General features: G+C 53.9%; 15 protein-coding genes and 2 tRNA genes. 1 reads left to right on the top strand and 16 read right to left on the bottom strand.

What is annotated here, in order from left to right; translation table 11 throughout:
- The first annotated feature begins 70 nt into the window (after nucleotides 1–70).
- Complete coding sequence (locus QET93_RS11765) at nucleotides 71–886, top strand: alpha/beta fold hydrolase (RefSeq protein ID WP_280132154.1); 816 nt, start codon at nucleotides 71–73, stop codon at nucleotides 884–886.
- A gap of 65 nt (nucleotides 887–951) precedes the next feature.
- On the opposite strand, the gene QET93_RS11760 is transcribed toward QET93_RS11765, so the two are convergent.
- The 16 genes from QET93_RS11760 to tig form a co-directional block, all read right to left on the bottom strand.
- On the bottom strand, nucleotides 952–1,959 hold the full coding sequence (locus QET93_RS11760; RefSeq protein ID WP_322189958.1) for an IS110 family transposase: 1,008 nt from the start codon (nucleotides 1,957–1,959) through the stop codon (nucleotides 952–954).
- 329 nt (nucleotides 1,960–2,288) lie between these two features.
- A complete protein-coding gene (rpoC, locus tag QET93_RS11755; RefSeq protein WP_280127275.1) occupies nucleotides 2,289–6,479 on the bottom strand; it encodes a DNA-directed RNA polymerase subunit beta' in 4,191 nt (1,396 codons plus the stop codon).
- Between the two features lie 97 nt (nucleotides 6,480–6,576).
- Nucleotides 6,577–10,509, bottom strand: coding sequence for a DNA-directed RNA polymerase subunit beta (gene rpoB, locus QET93_RS11750; protein WP_280132309.1), 3,933 nt, complete (start codon nucleotides 10,507–10,509; stop codon nucleotides 6,577–6,579).
- 206 nt (nucleotides 10,510–10,715) lie between these two features.
- Nucleotides 10,716–11,090, bottom strand: a complete 375-nt coding sequence (gene rplL, locus QET93_RS11745) for a 50S ribosomal protein L7/L12 (protein WP_280127273.1) — start codon at nucleotides 11,088–11,090, stop codon at nucleotides 10,716–10,718.
- Between the two features lie 149 nt (nucleotides 11,091–11,239).
- A complete protein-coding gene (gene rplJ / locus QET93_RS11740; protein WP_280127272.1) occupies nucleotides 11,240–11,743 on the bottom strand; it encodes a 50S ribosomal protein L10 in 504 nt (167 codons plus the stop codon).
- Between the two features lie 23 nt (nucleotides 11,744–11,766).
- Entirely contained in the window at nucleotides 11,767–12,468 is a 702-nt protein-coding gene (gene rplA / locus QET93_RS11735) for a 50S ribosomal protein L1 (protein ID WP_280127271.1), read from the bottom strand.
- A 57-nt stretch (nucleotides 12,469–12,525) separates the two neighbouring features.
- Entirely contained in the window at nucleotides 12,526–12,954 is a 429-nt protein-coding gene (rplK, locus tag QET93_RS11730; RefSeq protein WP_280127270.1) for a 50S ribosomal protein L11, read from the bottom strand.
- 45 nt (nucleotides 12,955–12,999) lie between these two features.
- The gene (gene nusG / locus QET93_RS11725; RefSeq protein WP_280127269.1) at nucleotides 13,000–13,569 is read right to left on the bottom strand and encodes a transcription termination/antitermination protein NusG; all 570 of its coding nucleotides are present in this window, start codon (nucleotides 13,567–13,569) and stop codon (nucleotides 13,000–13,002) included.
- A gap of 48 nt (nucleotides 13,570–13,617) precedes the next feature.
- Entirely contained in the window at nucleotides 13,618–13,845 is a 228-nt protein-coding gene (locus QET93_RS11720) for a preprotein translocase subunit SecE (protein WP_280127268.1), read from the bottom strand.
- Nucleotides 13,846–13,871: 26 nt separating this feature from the next.
- Nucleotides 13,872–13,947: transfer RNA gene (locus tag QET93_RS11715), tRNA-Trp, on the bottom strand.
- Between the two features lie 103 nt (nucleotides 13,948–14,050).
- Nucleotides 14,051–15,238 carry an elongation factor Tu gene (gene tuf / locus QET93_RS11710; RefSeq protein WP_280127267.1) on the bottom strand — a complete coding sequence of 396 codons (1,188 nt, stop codon included), beginning with the start codon at nucleotides 15,236–15,238 and terminating at the stop codon, nucleotides 14,051–14,053.
- Nucleotides 15,239–15,282: 44 nt separating this feature from the next.
- Nucleotides 15,283–15,357: transfer RNA gene (locus tag QET93_RS11705), tRNA-Thr, on the bottom strand.
- 193 nt (nucleotides 15,358–15,550) lie between these two features.
- Nucleotides 15,551–16,648 carry a tRNA (adenosine(37)-N6)-threonylcarbamoyltransferase complex transferase subunit TsaD gene (gene tsaD, locus QET93_RS11700; protein ID WP_280132310.1) on the bottom strand — a complete coding sequence of 366 codons (1,098 nt, stop codon included), beginning with the start codon at nucleotides 16,646–16,648 and terminating at the stop codon, nucleotides 15,551–15,553.
- Between the two features lie 23 nt (nucleotides 16,649–16,671).
- Nucleotides 16,672–18,054 (bottom strand): ATP-dependent Clp protease ATP-binding subunit ClpX, encoded by a 1,383-nt coding sequence (gene clpX, locus QET93_RS11695; RefSeq protein ID WP_280132311.1) that lies wholly within the window; start codon nucleotides 18,052–18,054, stop codon nucleotides 16,672–16,674.
- Between the two features lie 43 nt (nucleotides 18,055–18,097).
- A complete protein-coding gene (locus tag QET93_RS11690) occupies nucleotides 18,098–18,721 on the bottom strand; it encodes an ATP-dependent Clp protease proteolytic subunit (RefSeq protein WP_280127264.1) in 624 nt (207 codons plus the stop codon).
- Between the two features lie 112 nt (nucleotides 18,722–18,833).
- Nucleotides 18,834–20,153: a trigger factor gene (gene tig, locus QET93_RS11685; RefSeq protein WP_280132313.1), complete on the bottom strand. Its 1,320-nt coding sequence runs from the start codon at nucleotides 20,151–20,153 to the stop codon at nucleotides 18,834–18,836.
- Nucleotides 20,154–20,339 lie beyond the last annotated feature (186 nt).

Raw genomic sequence — 20,339 nt, 5'->3', positions numbered from 1 at the left:
CTTTCAACGGAGAATGCAGAATGGAACGTAAGGAATGATTCGATGTTTGAGAAATTCAACAAGTAAAGGAATGTTACGGGGTACGGGAAAAAGAGTGTGTATCCTGGGGGGGATTGTGCTTGTCTTGCTGGCGGCTTGCTGGGTGGCATGGGTGATGTGGGGAAGGGGGCTTGTAGTATTCAATCCGCAACCGATGAAGGATGCGAATACTTATGCCCGGCGTTATGCCGCATGGTCGGAGAGCAGACGGAGTTTTGAGGTGAGGGGAGAACAACTGGATGGATGGTTTCAGGAGAAGCCTGGGGCGCCTTTGATTGTTTTTTGCCCGGGAAGAGGGCGTGATGTTGCCAGTTATCTAAGTGCTGTCGATTCCTGGCCTGTGGCAAAGCTCCTAGTGAATTACCGTGGTTCCGGGAGAAGTTCCGGATGGCCGTCGGAGGAAACAGTAGTGGACGATATGATCCGTGTCGTGGAAACTATTTTGCAGGAGACGGGCCGGAATTGGTCACAGGTGGTTCTGGTAGGTAACTCGTTGGGAACCGGAGTAGCAACGCACATAGCAGCCCGGCGCTCCGTAGGAAGATTGATCCTCTGTGTGCCGTTCGACAGTTTCGGAGCATGTGCCCGGATGTATGCCCCGGATTGGATGGTGTCCGTGCTGGTGGGTGGAATATTCCGTTCCGACTTGTATGCTCCCCGGATCAAGGTGCCGGTCGTCATCCTGGCCGCGACGCATGACCGGCAGATTCCGGTAGAACAGGCCCACAGGCTTCGAGACAGATTTGCGGATGTTTCCTATGAGGAATTCCCTGGAGGGCATGAAGCGATTTGGGCGAGACCAGAAGCCCGACGTTCCTTGAAAGAACATGCCTGTGCTCCGTTGTGAGTGCGGATACCGTATTATTGATAAGCAAAAGAGTCAACTATAATTCAGAAATAGACAAATGGGGGCTACTCGCCCCCAATCCCCCCGGCAGCGTGCGACGCTGCATCCGGGGGAATTATTTTTTTCGTTAAGCTATTGAGATAAATGATTAGAGAATGACAGCAGGCAATAAGTGCACACTTTCGTGTTTTTCCCACAGAGAGAAAATGTTTGTACTTCGCCTGCAAGATTTCATTGCACCTCAAGGCACTAACCGTTGCCAAATAGAGAAGATGGCGCAGTTCCTTTCTGCCCCCATGTATTTTGCGTGTTCCTTTCATCGTTCCGCTTTCCCAGGAATAAGGCACTACTCCGAGTAGGGCTGACGCCTGCTTTCTATTAATGCTTCCCAATTCGGGCATGAGGCTAATCAACGCCATGGCATTGCGTTTCCCTATTCCTTTAACATTCAAATAGGTTTCATACTTTTCTTTTAGCTCTTGATGAGTATTGATGAGTTTTTCCATTTGAACCTGCAACGCCTCTATGCGTTTTTCTTCCTGCTTCAGGGCTTGATCCAATTGCTGTTTCAGAAACGGCTGATTGGTTGCTTTTTGCTCGTTTTTCAACTGTGCCCGTCTTTTGACATAAAAAGTAAGGACACTTTCGTATTCTTTGAGCTGAAGAATTTCTCGGGTAAGTGGATAGTCTTGCTCAAGTTGTTTGTCTTTTCCCAATTGGCAGAGCACCTGAGCGTCCAAACGGTCGGTCTTGGCCTGTAGTCCTTCACTTCTGGCATAGTTTCTTACTCGTACCGGATTAAGGCATGTTTGGGAGATATTGGCGTCCATGAAAACGGGGATAAGCCGACGGCTTAAATAGCCGGTGGACTCATACACGACATGAACTGGTTGTTCCTGTTTTTCAAAAAGACGGAACATGTTCTTATGTCCTGTCTTGTTGTTGGTGAATCGGTAGGTTTTATGCTGAAGGCAGATATCCAAATAGTCTTTGGATATATCTACTCCGGCATAGTTCTTTTGAGGTATGTTTTCTCCTACTTCACGATTGATTTTTGTTTTGTTGGGCTTCATTCTGATCTCCTCCTCAAATGCGGACTCATCTCGGGGAGACGGTCCTTTCAACTATTCGAGATTTGGAATGATCGGATCCCCGGATGGGGCTTGTATCGGCACTGACTCTTTGACATTCTCCGCCCTAGGGCGGGAATCTGGCTGTCTCTCGTGCTCAATACAAGCCAGGGCTTCGTGGTTGCGATCCTCGAAGCCCTGCTCCGATTCCACGAAGCATTTTACCCTCCGTGGTAATCAAATATTAGCTCTTTTTATTATTTGAGGCTGTTCCGAGCATGCGGAACAGCCTCTGAAGTTTTGGAAGGGGATTCTATCGGCTTCGGGATGACTTAGCGGTCTTCACCGAAGTTGATGGAATCTTCGATTCCTCCTTCTCCGTCGTCCGGAGTTTCGGGGGTAGGTATGATCTCTTCGACTCCGTCGGCGGGATGTACTTCAATGTTACGGTAGGTCGAAAAGCCCGTGCCGGCGGGAATGAGGTGCCCCATGATGACGTTTTCCTTGAAGCCTTCCAGCATATCGGTCTTGCCGAGAGTAGAGGCTTCCGTCAGGACGCGTGTCGTATCCTGGAAGGAAGCGGCGGAGATAAAGGATTCCGTTTCGAGGGATGCTTTCGTGATACCGAGGAGAACCGGTCGGGCAATGGCGGGAGTACCGCCTTTGGCGACTGTTTCTTCGTTGACGCGGTCAAAGGTGGTTTTGTCGACCTGGTCGCCCCACAGGAACTCGGTGTTGCCGGGTTCGATGATGACGACTTTACGCAGCATCTGCCGAATGATGATTTCGACGTGCTTGTCGTTAATTTCCACCCCTTGGAGACGATAGACTTCCTGAACTTCGTTGACGAGGTGTTCCTGAAGTTTTTCCTTGCCGCAGACGTCGAGGATTTCATCCGGGGAGACTGAGCCTTCCGTCAGTTGATCGCCTTGATGCACGTGGTCGCCTTCGTGGACGACGATATGCTTATTGAGCGGGACGAGGTGATCGACTTCTTCTCCCGTGGAGGGATCGACGACGATAATATTCTTCTTGCCGCGGGAGTTGGGAACTCCGTCCATTTTGACCGTACCGTCGATACGGGCGATCGTGCAGGCATCTTTGGGCTTGCGAGCTTCAAAGAGTTCGGCAACGCGGGGAAGACCACCAGTAATATCCTTCGTCTTGGACGCCTTGCGGGGCGTTCTGGCCAGCATGGTACCTGCGGTGATGTTTTCACCTTCCTTGACGGAGATATTGGCGCCAGAGGGAATGGCGTAGGAAGCCAGGATTTCGTGGGTCTTGGAATCCTTGATAACGACCTGCGGATGGAGTTCCTGTTTGTGCTCAATGACGACCATGGAAGAGGTGCCGGTCTGGTTGTCCTTTTCCTTGGAAACGGTGATGCCGACAATGATGTCCTTGAATTCTACTTTACCGGAGAATTGCGAAATGACAGGTACGTTGTACGGATCCCAAGTGGCGAGGGTATCGTCCTTGTTGATTGTACCACCGTTTGGCACATAGAGAACGGTACCGAGGATGATCTGGTAGGAATCGATTTCGCGTCCCTTGTCGTTGACGATGGATACGGAGCCCTGTTTGTTGAGGACAACGTGGTTGCCATTGGCGTCTTCGACGACGGTGAGGTCTTCGGGGTAGACGACTTTACCGGGATTTTTGACCTTGATGATAGGCTGTTTGAATGCTGTGGTCGCCGTACCGCCGACGTGGAACGTACGCATGGTGAGCTGCGTACCGGGTTCACCGATGGACTGGGCGGCAATGATGCCGACGGCTTCGCCGATTTTTACTTCGAGGCCGGTAGCGAGGTTGAGACCATAGCATTTGGCACAGCAGCCGCGCTTGAGGTCGCAGGTGAGGACAGAACGGATCTTGAGCTGTTCCACACCGATTTTTTCAAGCTTGTCGGCCTGCTTTTCATCAATGAGCTGGTTGACGTCCACAATGACTTCGCCGGAGACCGGATCCACGATACGTTCACAGGAAACGCGTCCGTAAATGCGGCTGGCGAGGGAGGCTACTTCGTCTTCACCGTCATAGATGGCATGAACGGTGATCCCGTTGGATGTGTGGCAGTCGTCGGCGAAGACGATGACATCCTGGGCTACATCGACGAGCTTGCGGGTCATGTACCCGGAGTCTGCCGTCTTCAAAGCGGTATCAGCCAACCCCTTGCGGGCGCCGTGGGTGGAAATGAAGTATTCCAGCACGGAGAGGCCTTCTCGGAAGTTGGACGTAATCGGGCGTTCGATAATTTCACCACTGGGCTTGGCCATAAGACCGCGCATGCCGGAGAGCTGCTTGACCTGGGCCTTGTTACCGCGGGCACCGGAGTCAACCATCATATAGAGCGGGCTGGCCATGGCGGAACCTTCGTTGTGTTCCAGTTTGGAGTAGAGGGCTTTCTGGATGATGTCGGTGGTCTGAGTCCAGATGTCGACGATCTTCTGATAGCGTTCGCCATCGGTGATGATACCGTTCTTGTACTGCTTGGTGACTTTTTCGACGGCTTTGTAGGCCTTGTCGATTTCTTCCTTCTTCTGGGAGGGAACGACCATGTCGACAATACCGATAGAGCACCCGGAACGCGTAGCTTCCTTGAAACCGAGGTTTTTGAGAGCGTCAAGGGTTTGAACGGTACGTTCCTTGCCTACCGTCTGGTAGCAGCGCCAAATGATATCCCCCATTTGCTTCTTGCCGACGTTACGGTTGATGTAACCGATTTCCTCAGGCCAGATTTCATTAAAACGGACACGTCCGGCCGTAGTGATAAGCACCTTTTTGGTGACGTCTCCGTAGACGACTTCTTCGGGCTTTTTACCGTAGTCGGGGTTGCGGAGACGAATCCAGTTGTGGTAGCCGATCTTGCGGGCGGCAATGGCGTATTCCACTTCTCCGATAGACTCGAAGAGGGGAAGAAGGTGGGGATTATCTTGTTGGTTCTTGATTTCCACGGCACGGGTGTGCGTGAGGAAGTAGGCGCCGAGAATAATGTCCTGCGTAGGCGTGGTGATGGGCTTGCCGGAGGCCGGGGAGAAAATGTTGTTGGTGGACAACATGAGCTGCCTTGCTTCGAGCTGGGCTTCCACGGAAAGAGGAACGTGCACGGCCATCTGGTCTCCGTCGAAGTCAGCATTGTAGGCATTGCAAACAAGCGGATGCAAGCGGATTGCAGAACCTTCGATCAGAACCGGTTCAAATGCCTGAATGGACAGGCGGTGAAGGGTCGGGGCGCGGTTCAGCATGACCGGATGTCCCTTGGTGACCTCTTCAAGGATGTCCCATACTTCAGGCGTCTTGCGGTCGATGAGTTTCTTGGCGGAGCGTACGGTATGGACGTATCCGAGTTCCTTGAGGCGGTGGATGATGAAGGGTTCGAAGAGGACGAGGGCCATCTTCTTGGGAAGACCGCATTGGCTCATCTTCAGTTCCGGTCCAATCACGATGACGGATCGTCCCGAGTAGTCGACACGTTTGCCGAGGAGGTTCTGACGGAAGCGGCCTCCTTTGCCCTTGAGCATGTCGGACAGGGACTTGAGGGGACGATTACCGGCTCCGGTTACGGCCCGGCCATGGCGACCATTGTCGAACAGGGCGTCAACGGCTTCCTGAAGCATGCGCTTTTCGTTGCGAATGATGACTTCCGGCGTCTTGAGCTGAAGCAGGGTCTTCAATCGGTTGTTGCGATTGATGACGCGGCGGTACAGATCGTTGAGGTCGGAGGTAGCGAAGCGTCCGCCTTCGAGGGGAACGAGAGGACGGAGGTCGGGAGGAATGACCGGCAGGACATTCATGATCATCCATTCCGGGCGGGTATTGGACTGGAGGAATCCCTGGGCGAGTTTCAGACGCTTGGCGATTTTACGCTTGTTCTGCTTGGAATTGGTGTTTTCCATTTCCTCCTGCAGTTGGGCGATAAGAGCTTCCAGATCAATGTTTTTAAGCATTTCCTGGATGGCGTCGGCTCCCATTCCTGCCTTGAATGCGTCGTCACCGTATTCGTCTTCATAACTGCGGAATTCATCCTCAGTGAGGATCTGTCCCTTTTCCAGGGGCGTGTCCAGAGGATCGATGACGATGTAATCTTCGTAGTAGATGACGCGTTCCAGATGGCGTGCCGTCATGTCCAGCATCAGGCCGATGCGGCTGGGCATGCACTTGTAGAACCAAATGTGGGAGACGGGGACGGCCAATTCAATGTGTCCCATGCGTTCACGGCGGACTCGGGAGTTGGTAACTTCTACGCCGCAACGGTCGCAGACGACACCCTTGTGCTTGACTCTCTTGTACTTGCCGCAGGCGCATTCCATATCGCGCGTCGGTCCGAAAATGCGTTCGCAGAACAAGCCGCCTTTTTCTGGCTTGAACGTACGGTAATTGATTGTCTCTGGATTGGTAACCTCACCGAAGGACCAGGCGCGGATGGCGTCGGGATTGGCAACGGTGATGGATACTTGATCGAACGACTTGGGCTTGTCGTTATATCCATGGAGTTCCCGGATGGAAGGGGCTTCAGACATATCTGATTAAGCTTGGAGTGGTGGGGTTTTGCCTTGCGCCCCTGAAGACGCAAGGCGGATTTTGAACTGTGTGTGTTCTGGTTGGACGAGGATATGGTTACAGGTCACCGAGGATGTCGTCATCAGAGGAGATGTCGGGCATATCGGCGGACATGTCGAAGGAAAGGTCGAGGTCACCCAGTTCGTCCAGCTCGTCGCGGGACTTCGCGAGGTCTTCCTTGCTGCCGGGACGGACATCCAGGCCAAGGGACTGCATTTCCTTGATCAACACGTTAAAGGATTCCGGGGTACCGGCTTCCAGGGAGTTGTCCCCCTTGACGATGGATTCGTAGATACGCGTACGGCCCTGAACGTCGTCGGATTTGACGGTAAGGAGTTCCTGTAGCGTGTATGCTGCGCCGTATGCTTCCAGTGCCCACACTTCCATTTCCCCGAAGCGCTGACCGCCGTATTGGGCTTTGCCGCCGAGGGGTTGCTGAGTCACGAGGCTGTAGGGACCGACTGCACGGGCGTGGATCTTGTCTGCAACCAAGTGGTTCAACTTGAGCATGTAGGTATAACCGACCACGACCGGGTTGTGGAACGGTTCGCCGGTGAGACCGTCGTAAAGAGTGCTCTTGCCGGCCACTGTGCCGTCTTTCCCGTCGCCAATCCAGGTGAAACCGTCGATCTTTTTAGCTTGGGACATGTAATCCCAGATCTTGGATTCGTGAATGCCGTCGAAAACGGGGGTGGCTACCTTGAAACCGAGAGCCTTGGCTGCGACGCCCAAGTGAGCTTCAAGCACCTGGCCGACATTCATTCGAGAAGGCACGCCCAGGGGGTTCAGCACGATGTCAACTGGAGTTCCGTCCGAGAGGAAGGGCATGTCGGCTTCGGGAACAATCTTGGCGACGACGCCTTTGTTTCCGTGGCGGCCTGCCATCTTGTCACCGACGCCGAGCTTACGCTTGGCTGCGATGTAAACCTTGACTTCTTTGATTCCGCCAGGTTCGGATTCATCTCCTGATTCCATGAGGTCGAGGCGATGTTCGCGTTCTTCATCGAGTTCGGTGAAGCGTCCTTCGAAGGAGGTGATGATTTCAAAGATTTTGTTGCGGATCGGGCTCGGGTCGATTTCGATGTGGTCGTGGACGAGGGCGAGCTTGCGAAGTAGGGTCTTGGTGATCTTGCGATTGGCAGGAATGATGATTTCACCCGTCTGGGCATTGACAACGTCGAGCGGGATTTTTTCACCCAGCAGGATGTCGGAGAGCTTCTTGGTAAGCTGATCAATCAATTGGTCGATCTTCTTCTTGTGCTCGTCGTTAATCTTCTTGAATTGCTTCTTCTTCTCGGCTGTGTCGACGATCAGATCGTCATGACCGCGGGTGGAACTGTGGGACGACGTGCGGACATCCATTACGATACCTGTACAACCGGAAGGTACGCGCAGGGAAGTATCTTTCACTTCGGCTGCCTTCTCACCGAAGATGGCTCGCAGGAGGCGTTCTTCGGGAGCGAGTTCCGTTTCGGACTTCGGAGTGATCTTGCCAACGAGAATATCGCCGGGTTTCACTTCGGCACCGATGCGGATGACACCGTCGTGGTCGAGGTTTTTGAGGGCTTCGTCGCCGGCATTCGGAATGTCCCGGGTGATTTCTTCCGGTCCCAGCTTGGTATCGCGAGCCTGTACTTCGAATTCAGAGATGTGAATCGATGTGTAGGTGTCGTTCATGACGACACGCTGGGAGATGACGATGGCGTCTTCGAAGTTGTATCCGTTCCAAGGCATGTAAGCCACGAGAACATTGCGTCCGAGGGCGAGTTCTCCTCCGTCGGTGTTCGGGCCGTCAGCCAGGACATCTCCGGTCTTAACGGCCTGTCCGCGACGGACGATAGGTCTCTGGTTGATGCAGGTGCCTGCATTGGAACGCATGAACTTGCGAAGAGGATAGACGTAGATGCCGTTGTCGCGATCGGTCTTGACGCTTTCCGGATCGGAAAGGAAGACTTCGGGACGGACGGGCAACTGACCATCGGGGGTGGTGATGATGACTTCGGCCGACGCGGAGGCGACGATACCATCGGCTTCTGCGAGTACGACGGAACGCGAATCGCGGGCCGACTTGCCTTCGAGACCGGTACCGACGAGGGGAGATTCGGCGACCATGAGAGGCACACCTTGGCGCTGCATGTTCGAACCCATGAGTGCACGGTTGGCGTCATCGTGTTCGAGGAACGGGATGAGGCCTGCGGCGATGGAAACGAGTTGCTTGGGTGAAACGTCCATGTAGGTGACGTCCATCGGGTCGACTTCGATGAAGTCGCCTCCGAGACGGGCGGTCACGTTTGCCGTGAGGAAGTTGCCTTCGTCGTCGATTTTGTTGTTCGCCTGGGCAACGAGGTGTCCTTCTTCCTGGTCGGCGGTGATGTACTCGATTTCGTTGGAGACACGACCGTTGATGACTTTACGGTAGGGCGTTTCGATGAAACCGAATTCATTGATGCGTGCATAAGTACACATCGAGTTGATGAGGCCGATGTTGGGACCTTCCGGCGTTTCGATCGGGCAGATGCGTCCGTAGTGGGAAGGATGTACGTCTCGAACTTCGAATCCGGCGCGGTCGCGGTTCAGACCACCCGGTCCGAGGGCGGAGAGACGGCGCTTGTGGGTCAGTTCGGCCAGGGGATTGATCTGGTCCATGAACTGGCTCAACTGGGAACGTCCGAAGAAATCGCGGACAACGGCGCTGAGTGCCTTCGGATTGATGAGCTTGCTGGGGGTGACTCCTTCGATGTTCTGGTCGATGAGGGTCATGCGTTCCTTAACCAGGCGTTCCGTACGAGCAAGACCCACGCGGCACTGATTGGCCATCAGTTCACCAACGGCACGTACACGGCGGCTACCAAGGTGGTCGATATCGTCGACCACACCTTCACCCTTCTTGAGTTTGAGAAGGTACTTGAGGGAACTGAGAAAGTCCTCGGCAGTCATCAGACGCTGGTCGAGGCTGGTCGTGAGACCGAGCTTTTGGTTGATCTTGTAACGTCCGACACGGGTCAGGTCGTACTTCTTCGGATCATTGAAGAGACGGTTGAGCAAAGTGCGGGCTTGCGTTGCCGTAGCGGGATCGCCGGGGCGGAGACGCTTGTAGATTTCCTTCAAGGCGGAATCTTCATCCTTGGCAGGATCCTTTTTGAGGGTCTTGATAAGGACTTCTTCCTGAGACTGGTCGATGACTTCGATTTCTTTAACTCCGAATTGGAGAAGCTGGAGAACGACCCCCTTGGTGACGGCATCGAATGCCTTGACGATGGTCTTTTCGTCGCGAATGACGGACTCGACGACGACGAGGTTGGTGAGTTCCTCTTCGGTGAGATCTTCGTTCAAGTCCAGTTTCTTGATATCGTAGAATTGCTTGACGATATCCCGGTCGGACGTGAACCCGAGGTAACGCATGAACGTTGTGGCAAGAAACTTGCGGCGGCGGCGGCGGCGGTCAAGGTAAACGTAAAGGAGATCGTTCGTGTCGAACTGGACTTCAAGCCAGGAACCGCGATCGGGGATGATGCGGAAGGAATGAAGCATCTTCCCGTTGAGGTGCTGGGTACTTTCAAAGCAAATACCCGGAGAACGGTGCAACTGGGAGACGATGACGCGTTCCGCGCCGTTGATAACGAATGTGCCGCGATTGGTCATCATGGGAATTTCTCCCATGTAAACGGTTTCCGTCTTGGATTCATTTTCGGATTTCAGACGGAAATTGACCTGTAGGGCAGCACCATAAGTTTCGCCGGAGCGGATAGCTTCGTAATCACTGACTTTGGGATCTTCAATTTCATAGGAAACGAAGTCCAGTTCAATGTTTTCGTCGTAGCTCTTGATGGGGAAGATTTCCTTCATCACTCCTTGAAGACCGATATCCTTCCGCTCTGCTGCGGGAGTGTCTTTCTGGAGAAAATCAAAGTATGATTGAAGTTGAATCTCAATCAAATTTGGCGGTTCGATGACTTCCTTAATGTTCCCGAAGTAGAGTCGCTGTGACATGGGCTGCTGTAGAGGAGATGTTACTGGTTGCATCCTTGCGCCCGGATGCTGGGCTTGGTTCGTTTTAGACAGAACCGACCGGAACCCGCAGGTTCACTCCGGCGAACTCCGGTCGATCATGTCATGGGGGGCATCCCGAATGGATGCACGCGAACGCAGCAGGAGAAGGATTTGCGCCCTCTCCTGCTGCGCAGGGGAGAAAAAGCTTACTTGATTTCAGCCTTGGCACCGGCAGCTTCCAGCTTGGCTTTGCCAGCTTCAGCTTCATCCTTGGAGACACCTTCAAGCAGGACAGCGGGAGCGCTTTCCACAAGCTTCTTGGCATCGGCAAGTCCGAGACCGGCCTTGACTTCGCGGACAACCTTAATGACGGCAATCTTGTTGGGACCACCTTCAGCGATGACGAGGTTGAATTCGGTTTTTTCTTCAGCAGCTTCGGCGGGAGCGGCAGCGGCACCGGCGGCGGCTACGGGAGCGGCGGCGGAAACGCCCCACTTTTCTTCGAGGAGCTTGACGAGTTCAGCAGCTTCAAGGATGGTCAGCGTGCCGAGGTCTTCTGCGATTTTATTAATATCAGCCATTGTATTGTATTAGTTTAGGTTCAAGTCGCGCCGGGGGGCTCCCCGGCATTTCAGTTCTCCGGCCGGAGTTCCGACAAAGGAACCATTCTGGAGATTCAGGCTCGGTTGGGTTGGATGTTATAATGCAACCGAGCCATCTGGTCAAGTGATTAGGCGGCAGGGGCTTCGTCCGATCCGTTTTCCTTGTCCACATAAGCCTGGATAACGCGAGCGAGGGCGGAGCCGGCAGCGTTGATAGTTCCGAGGAGTTTGGCAAGGAGGGCTTCACGGGAGGGAAGTTCGCCGAGGGCTTGGATAGCGGCGGCATCAAGAACGGAACCGTCAACCAGGGCTACTTTGTAGGCACCTTTTTTAGAGGTCTTGTTGAAGGCGTTCATGACTTTAGCCGCTCCGATAATGTCGGAAGAACCGGTGATGAATGCGGTTTGTCCGGTGAGGTATTCTCCGATGTCCGGAAGGCCTGCTTCTGTCAAAGCTTTGTGCATGAAGTTGTTCTTCACGACGTGGCACTGGGCGCCGGACTCGGAGAGCTTGGCGCGAAGACCGGTAAATTCGGGGACGGTAACCTTCGTGTAGTCGATAACAATCAGGAACGGAGACCCGTTGACGCGGGCGATCAAGTCGTCGATGATGATGCGCTTATCAGGATTCATATGTATTGTGTTCCGGTTTGTGTTTACAGTTTGCCGAGTTCTGCGGAGTCAACGGTCAGACCGGGGCACATAGCGCAGGAAATCGTGGCGGATTCGATGTAGGCGCCCTTCGCGGAGGAGGGACGAGCCTTGACGACGGAATCGATGAATGCCTTGGCGTTTTCAGCGATTTTTTCGTTATCGAAGGAGAGCTTGCCGACAGCGGCAGAGATGTTGGCGTTTTTGTCGACCTTGTAGTCGACACGACCGGCCTTGACTTCGCGAACAGCCTTGGCTGTGTCGTCGGTAACCGTTCCGGTCTTCGGGTTGGGCATCAGGCCGCGGGGACCGAGGACACGGGCAACCTTGCGGACCTCCGTCATGGCGTCGGGGGTGGCAATGGCCGAGTCAAAGTCGGTAAATCCTTCCTGGACTTTCTTGATGAGATCTTCGAAACCAACGTATTCGGCTCCTGCTTCTTCTGCTGCTTTTGCAGCATCACCCTTGGCAAAGACGAGAACGCGTACGTTCTTACCGGTACCATGGGGAAGGGAAACGCTCCCGCGAACCATCTGGTCGGACTTGCGGGGGTCTACCGTCAGGTGGAACGAGACGGTGACGGTGGGGTCGAATTTGGGAGCGGGGAAAGACTTCATCGTTTCCACGGCTTCCGGGATGCTGTAGCTCTTACCGGGGGTAACGAGCTTGGCTGCTTCTTGATATCGCTTGCTGCGTTTTTTGGACATGTGTGTGTTGGGCAGTGCGTTCGGATCCTTGAGGGGGGATCCTCCTGCGGATGGAAATTACATACCTTCGATTTGGATACCCATTTGACGGGCCTGGCCAGCCAGGATGAGGGCGGCCTTTTCTGGATCCTGAGTATTCATGTCAGGGAGCTTGGTGTTGACGACTTCCATAAGCTTGGCCTTGGAGATCGTGGCGACCGTTTTCTTGTTCGGTTCTCCAGAACCGGAAGCAATACCGGCAGCCTTCTTGAGAAGAACGGCACCCGGGGGCTGCTTGGTGATGAAGGAGAAGGATTTGTCCTTATAGACGGTGATCACGACGGGAAGGATATCGCCAGCCTGCTTCTGTGTGGCTGCGTTGAATTCCTTGCAAAACGCCATGATGTTGACACCAGCCTGACCGAGGGCGGGACCCACGGGCGGCGACGGATTTGCCGCGCCGGCAGAGATCTGGAGCTTGATGATTTTTGTTACTTCTTTTGCCATGGTTTTACTTTGTTAGCGGGGAAAGGGGGGAGTTGACGTGGAGACTCAGGCTTTTTCAACCTGCCAGAATTCCAGATCAACGGGAGTGGAACGTCCGAAAATGGAAACGCTGACGCGAAGTTTGCCTCGTTCAGGATCAATTTCCTCAATGATGCCTTCCTGGCTCTGGAAGGGACCTTCCGCCACACGGACGGTATCGCCCACTTCAAATTGAATTTTCGGACGGGTACCTTCGGAACGTTCCTGGATTTGGGCAAGCATGTCTTCCACTTCTCGTTCGCGCATAGGCATGGGCTTGTCTCTGGAACCGGCAAAGCCGATAACTCCATCGGTCTGAAGGACGAAATACCAGACGTTCTTGTTCAATGAACCGTCGGGCTGGAGGAGCGCCATATTGGCCAGGACGTATCCAGGGAAGAACTTGCGCTTGGTTTCCATTTTCTTTCCGTTGCGGATTTCGGAAACCATTTCGGTCGGCACAAGGATGTCGAAGATATATTCACCCATCTCTTCGGCGCAGACTTTGCGGAGAATACGGTCACGGACACGTCCTTCCTGGCCGGAAAGAACGTGCATCACATACCATTGATTCTTGGGCTCAGGGATACTGGACATGGAAGTATTGCGTATCGGGTGGGATGGATTAAAAAAATTGCAGGCGGATTAACTGGCGACACTGATGATCCAGTTAACGACAAAGGCAAGGATGACGTCAAAAGACGCCACATAAGCGCCTAGCAGTACCATTGCGATCAGAACGACCAATGTGGATCCCCAGAGTTCGCGATACTTTTTAAAGCCTTTAGCTTTCGGATCGCTGTCCCAAGGCCAAGTTGTTTTTTTAAGTTCGCCTTTAATCTCGGCGATGTATTGGAAAATCTTGCGAAACATGCTTCAAGGGATCATCTGATGAAAAGTGGCAGGGTAGGAGGGGCTCGAACCCACAACTTGCGGTTTTGGAGACCGCTGCTCTACCAATTGAACTACTACCCTGTGATAACTTTTCTTATTGTTCGGTATATTGAGGGTGCCCCATCCGGAGGCACCCTCAACATGACCAAGGGTGCAGATCTACTGCAGCCCAGTATTAGGATGCTTAGTCGAGAATGTCGGCAACACGGCCGGCACCCACGGTACGTCCACCTTCACGGATAGCGAAACGCATGGTTTTTTCCATGGCGATGGGCGTGATGAGTTCGATGGTCATGGAGACGTTGTCGCCAGGCATAACCATTTCCGTTCCTTCGGGCAGGGTGACGCAACCGGTCACGTCCGTCGTACGGAAGTAGAACTGAGGACGATAGTTATTGAAGAACGGGGTGTGACGACCGCCTTCATCCTTGGAAAGGACGTATACTTCAGCCGTGAACTTCTTGTGAGGTTTGACGGAACCCGGCTTGGCAATCACCTGGCCGCGTTCGATGTCTTCCTTCTTGAGGCCACGGAGAAGCAGGCCGACGTTGTCACCGGCACGACCTTCGTCGAGCAATTTGCGGAACATTTCGATGTCCGTAACGGCGGTCTTCTGGGTGTCCTTGATGCCGACGATTTCGACTTCTTCCATCTTCTTGATGATACCGCGTTCGATACGGCCGGTAGCAACGGTACCACGACCGGAAATGGAGAACACGTCTTCGACGGGCATGAGGAAGGGCTGATCCACGGGACGTTCGGGTTCCGGGATGTAGGAGTCAACTGCGTCCATGAGGTCGAGGATCTTCTGCTCGTATTCGGCAACGCCTTCAAGAGCTTTGACGGCGGAACCGGAAACGATCGGAATGTCGTCGCCCGGGAATTCGTAGGAGGAAAGGAGTTCGCGGATTTCCATTTCCACGAGTTCGATGAGTTCAGGATCGTCGACGAGGTCGCACTTGTTCATGAAAACAACAACGGCGGGCACACCTACCTGGCGGGCAAGAAGGATGTGTTCGCGAGTCTGCGGCATGGGGCCGTCGGCGGCGGAAACAACGAGAATGGCTCCGTCCATCTGGGCGGCACCCGTGATCATGTTCTTCACGTAGTCGGCGTGTCCGGGGCAGTCGACGTGTGCATAGTGACGTTTCGCGGTTTCGTATTCGACGTGAGCCGTGGAAATCGTGATGCCGCGTTCGCGTTCTTCGGGGGCGGCGTCAATTTCGTCGTACTTCTTAGCGGTTGCGTTGAAGCCCTGCTTGGCGAGTACGGTGGTGATAGCGGCGGTAAGGGAGGTTTTACCGTGGTCGACGTGACCGATCGTGCCCACGTTGACGTGGGGCTTGTTGCGCTGGAATTGCTCTTTGGCCATGATTTTTTGAATGGTTTGGGCTGCTTTGGTCTAGCGGGAAAAAGTGGAGCTTCTGGCGGGAATTGAACCCGCGACCTCATCCTTACCAAGGATGCGCTCTACCCCTGAGCTACAGAAGCGTTCTCTTTCCTTTTGCTTTTCGCTGGAGCTTATACCGGGGCCGGTAGCCCGCCCAAACCTTCGGTTCTAGCGGATGCTCATCCTCCCGTATGGCGCCTGACGAAAAGCGGAAAACAGTTTAGTGTTACAGTGGTGTTCTGTCAATGATAAAGGCAAATATTTTTCTTTTTTATATTTTTGTTATCATATAAATCAGTGATTTCCAATGTATTTATCCTGTTTTGAACGATTGGATTCGTCTGTCAGTTTGAGATTGGGGTCGACGTCACAATCCAGAGGGTGGTGATGCCCGTGTAATGCGTGATGCAGGCCGGCGAATGCGATCATGGCTGCATTATCTGTTGTAAATGCAGGAGAAGGAAGGATGAGTCGTATGCCGTGGAGATTGCATGTTGCTTGCAATTGGTTTCTTAACGCCTGGTTGCAAGAGACTCCTCCGGAAAGTGCAAGAGACTGGTGACCGGTTGAGCGAAGGCCGCGAAGGGCTTTGGTAATCAGGGTGTCGATAACCGCTTGTTGAAAAGAGGCGCAAAGGTCGCAAAGCGTTTGTTCCGGAAGATCGGCCGGGTTTCCGGATGGTGTCAGTTTGGGGAGGGTGTAGAGAACGGCTGTTTTCAGGCCGGAGAAACTGACGTTCATGCCGGGGTCTTTGAGGAGAGCCCGGGGTAGGTTAAAGGCACCCGAATCGCCTTGCGCAGCGAGTTTGTCGATTTCCGGGCCTCCGGGGTAGGGGAGGCCGAGCATTTTACCGACTTTATCGAATGCTTCTCCGGCTGCATCGTCCAGCGAACGGCCGAGGAGACGGTAGTTACCGAAGCTTTGAACGTCGATGTAGAGGGTGTGACCGCCGGAAACGACAAGAGCGAGGTGGGGGATGATGCCTTCGTCCGAAGTAATGAAGGGGGAAAGCATGTGCCCTTCGAGGTGGTTGACGGCGATGAATGGTTTACCTGTTGTCAGGGCAAGAGCCTTGGCGGTGGTGTTGCCGACGAGCAGGGCTGCGACGAGGCCGGGACCGGAGGTGGCGGCGTATGCGTCCGCTTGGCCGGGCTCTATGCCGGCCTGCCGGCAGGCTTCGCGGATGACGCGCGGCAGATCGACCGAGTGGTTACGCGAGGCAAGTTCCGGGACGACGCCTCCGTGCTGCCTGTGCAGGGCGATTTGGGTGGAGATGACAGAGGAGAGGAGAGTGGGGGCTTTGCGTGCGCCAGTGGATACCGGTGCACGCAAAATGGCTACGGCCGTTTCGTCACAAGAGGATTCGATACCGAGTACGGTGATTTCCTTCATGTCCGGATATGATCGGCTGAGTTTTAGGGTTTGGTGGCTATGACAGGTTTTTTACCCTTAGCGACAACATCTTTGGTGATAGTGACGGATTCGACATCTTTCATGCTGGGGATGTCGAACATGACGTCGAGCATGAGATCCTCGAAAATGGCGCGGAGAGCACGGGCTCCCGTACCGCGTTCAATGGCTTTTTTGGCCATGGCTTTCAGGGCTCCCGGCTGGATGTTGAGCACGGCACCTGATAGGGCCAGTAATTTTGTATACTGCTTGACGAGGGCATTGCGCGGCTCGGTAAGCAAGCGGACAAGCTGGTCTTCGTCCAGGGTGGTCAGGGCGGTAAAGATCGGGAAGCGGCCTACAAATTCGGGAATCATACCGAAAGAGAAGAAGTCTTCCGGCATGGCCTGGCTGAGGACTTCTTCTTCGGAAATTTCCTGGCGGTTGCGTTCGGAGTCGATGGCTGCGAATCCCATTTGGCTGGCTCCGAGGCGTTTGCGGATGATGTCCTCCAATCCGACGAAGGCTCCGCCGCAGATGAAGAGGATTTTTTCCGTGTTGACCTTGATGTATTCTTGTTGAGGATGTTTGCGCCCTCCGGAAGGAGGGACGTTGCAAATGGTCCCTTCGACAATTTTCAGGAGGGCTTGCTGGACGCCTTCTCCCGATACGTCGCGTGTGACGGAGACGTTCTGCGTTTTGCGACCGATTTTGTCGATCTCGTCGATATAGATAATGCCTCGTTCAGCTTTGGCAACGTCGAAGTTGGCTGCTTGAAGGAGGCGTTGAACGACATTTTCGACGTCTTCGCCCACGTAGCCGGCTTCTGTCAGTGTGGTGGCATCAACAATGCAGAAAGGTACGTCGAGAATTCGTGCGAGGGTTCTGGCAAGAAGAGTTTTTCCGGATCCTGTCGGGCCGGCCATGAGGATGTTGGATTTTTCGATTTCCACATCATCCATGGAGCCGTCAATAGATATCTTGTTCTGCCGAAGGCGCTGGTAGTGGTTGTAAACGGCGACGGAAAGCACTTTTTTTGCGCGAGCCTGTCCGACGACATATCCGTCAAGCGCTTTGCAGAGTTCCGCCGGCGTCGGGAGCTTGCGCGTAGCAAAGTCGTCGTCGCCAATGTTCGTCTCGGGTTCGGGTTGTGCGGTGCCTTCCAGCGGAGTGGGCATGGAGCGCTGGATGGCTTTTGCGAGGGATTCCGGGCGGAATCTCGCGACGAGGTTCAGGATGCGGTCTCCCTCGTTTTCACCCAATTCGCGCAGGAAGACAGCCGCACAGGCTTCTCCGCAATTGCTGCAGATGTTGATGGTTTCCGTGGCCCGAATGATTTTCGGAACGTCTTTTTCTGTTTTGAGGCAGAAGGAACAACGGAGGAGGTTGTTCTGGTCGGATGTGCTCATGGAGTCTTTGGTAGTGAGTGGGCGGGCTGAGAAGGGAGGAGAATTAGTCCTTTTTGTCTGTGGTCGCTTTGTTGTGTTCCAGGACTTTGTCGACCAGACCGTAGGCAGCTGCTTCTTCGGCGGTCATATAATTGTCGCGATCGGCGTCATGTTCAATTTGTTCGACGGTTTTTCCGGTGTGTTTGGCCAGGATGCCGTTGAGACGTTTTTTCAGGTTGAACATGAATCCGACGGTGCGTTCCACATCGGAGGCTGTGCCTTGTGCTCCGCCGGAAACCTGATGGATCATGACATGGGAGTTGGGTAGACAGAAGCGTTTACCTTTTGTGCCGGCAGCCAGGAGGACGGAGCCCATGGAGGCGGCAATGCCGAGGCAGTAGGTGTTGACGTCGCAGGAGACGAATTGCATGGTGTCATAGATGGCAAGGCCGGATGTGACGGAGCCGCCGGGGGAGTTGATGTAGATGTGGATGTCCTTTTTGGGGTCGGCCATCTGGAGGAACAGAAGCTGGGCGATGACGGAGTTGGCGACAAAGTCGTCAATGGCGGTACCGATGAATATGACGCGATCCTTCAACAGGCGTGAGTAGATGTCGAAGGAACGTTCTCCGCGTCCATCCTGTTCAATGACGATGGGGACGTAGTTGCGTACGGGGGTAGGATTCATGGAATTCAGATTGGAAAACATTGTTGTCTTTTATTGGTTAAAGAAGAAAAAAAGGGGGAGAAAGGAGCTTGAGCTCCCATCTCCCCGGGGGATGGAAAAGAAGGTGTTACCCTTACTTGTCTTCGCTCACCTTGACGGTAGCATTCTTGACGAGAGAGTCGAGAACCTTTGCCGTCAGCAGGCTCATACGGATGCCGTGGATGCGGCCTTCGCGCCGAAGCTGGCGAATATATGTTTTTGGATTTTGCTTGGAACGCTGGGCTTGCTGGAAGATTTCGGCAGTCAACTCCTGGTCAGTGACGTCAATTTTTTCTTCTCGGGCAATTTCCTGAAGCATGAAGTAGACTTTCAGATTGCGTTTAGCATCTTTGGTGGCTTCTTCACGGACAGATTCCATGCGGCTTTCCATATCTTCGGGGGTGGTAACCTGACCGGAGTACATGAGTTCCTGCATTTTTTGCTGGGTGATGCCGTAGGATTCGCGCTCAATCAAGGCTGCCGGCAGTTCGAAGTCGAGAGCATCGGCGAGTTTTTCCGTAATCTGGTCGGCCTTGATGTTGTCGATCTCGTTCTTCTTGCGCTTGATGAGGTCTTCCTTGAGCATGACTTTGACTTCTTCCAGGCTCTTGCCGGGCATCAGACGTTCCGCGAAGGCTTCGTCGATAGCGGGGACGACCTGTTCCTTGACTTCCTTGATGGTAACGTGGAAGACGACTTCCTTGTTACGCAATTCGGTGAAGGGGAAGGAATCGGACAAGGTAACGGGGATATCCTTGGTATCTCCGGCTTTAGTGCCTTCAAGCCCCTTGGAGAAACCGGGGATGAAACCGTCTTCTTCTACCTTCATCCACTGGCCTTCACGACCTTCCAGGAAGCCGGCGGGTTTGCCGAGTGCTTCGGCGACGGGCTTGCCGTCGAGCGTGGTTGTGAAGTCGATAATGGTGACGTCGCCTTCGGCGGCAGTTTTTTCGACGGTGTTGTATTCGGCAAGGCGGTTGGCCAAGTCGGAGAGGGCTTTCTCAATGTCGTCTTCCGTTACTTCTTCCGAAGGGACTGTAACTTCGATACCCTTGTATTCGGGCAAGGTGAAGTCGGGGACGATGGTAAGGCTGGACGTTACGGTGAAAGCGCCATCCTGTTCGTAGGATTCTACGGGTTTGCCAAAGTCGAGCACTTTGAGTTTGGGATTCTTTTCGAGGGCTTCGGAGCAGATGTCTTGAAAAAGGGAATCGGAGAGTTCAGCGGTGATTTCCTTGTTGAAGCGTTTTTCAACGGTGGAAGCGGGGGCTTTGCCGGGGCGGAAACCCGGGAGCTTCACGCGGCTGGCGTAGGTGGCGACGATGGCCTTGCGGCGTGAGGCGGTATCGGCGGCGGATACGGTTGCTTTCAGCGTTGCTGTGCAATCGGGCTGTGTCTCGACAGTGATGTCCATGAATGTAGAGTGTTGAGTAAAATGATGCAACGGGATAGGTGTGTTCGGTCCCAGGGGAAACGGGGAATCCCGGCTGGGAGAAGTTAGGCTTCATTGTATCTCTTGGCAAGAATCTTGAATGGAAATGACACGATTGTTCCTCTAAAAAGCATCACACCCTATTTAGTGCCTTGACTAGATAGAAGG

Origin of the sequence: Akkermansia sp. N21116, from assembly GCF_029854705.2 — a bacterium.
Lineage (GTDB): Bacteria > Verrucomicrobiota > Verrucomicrobiia > Verrucomicrobiales > Akkermansiaceae > Akkermansia.
Note: the sequence above shows the minus strand (reverse complement) of the source record. Positions and strands in the feature narration are given on the sequence as shown.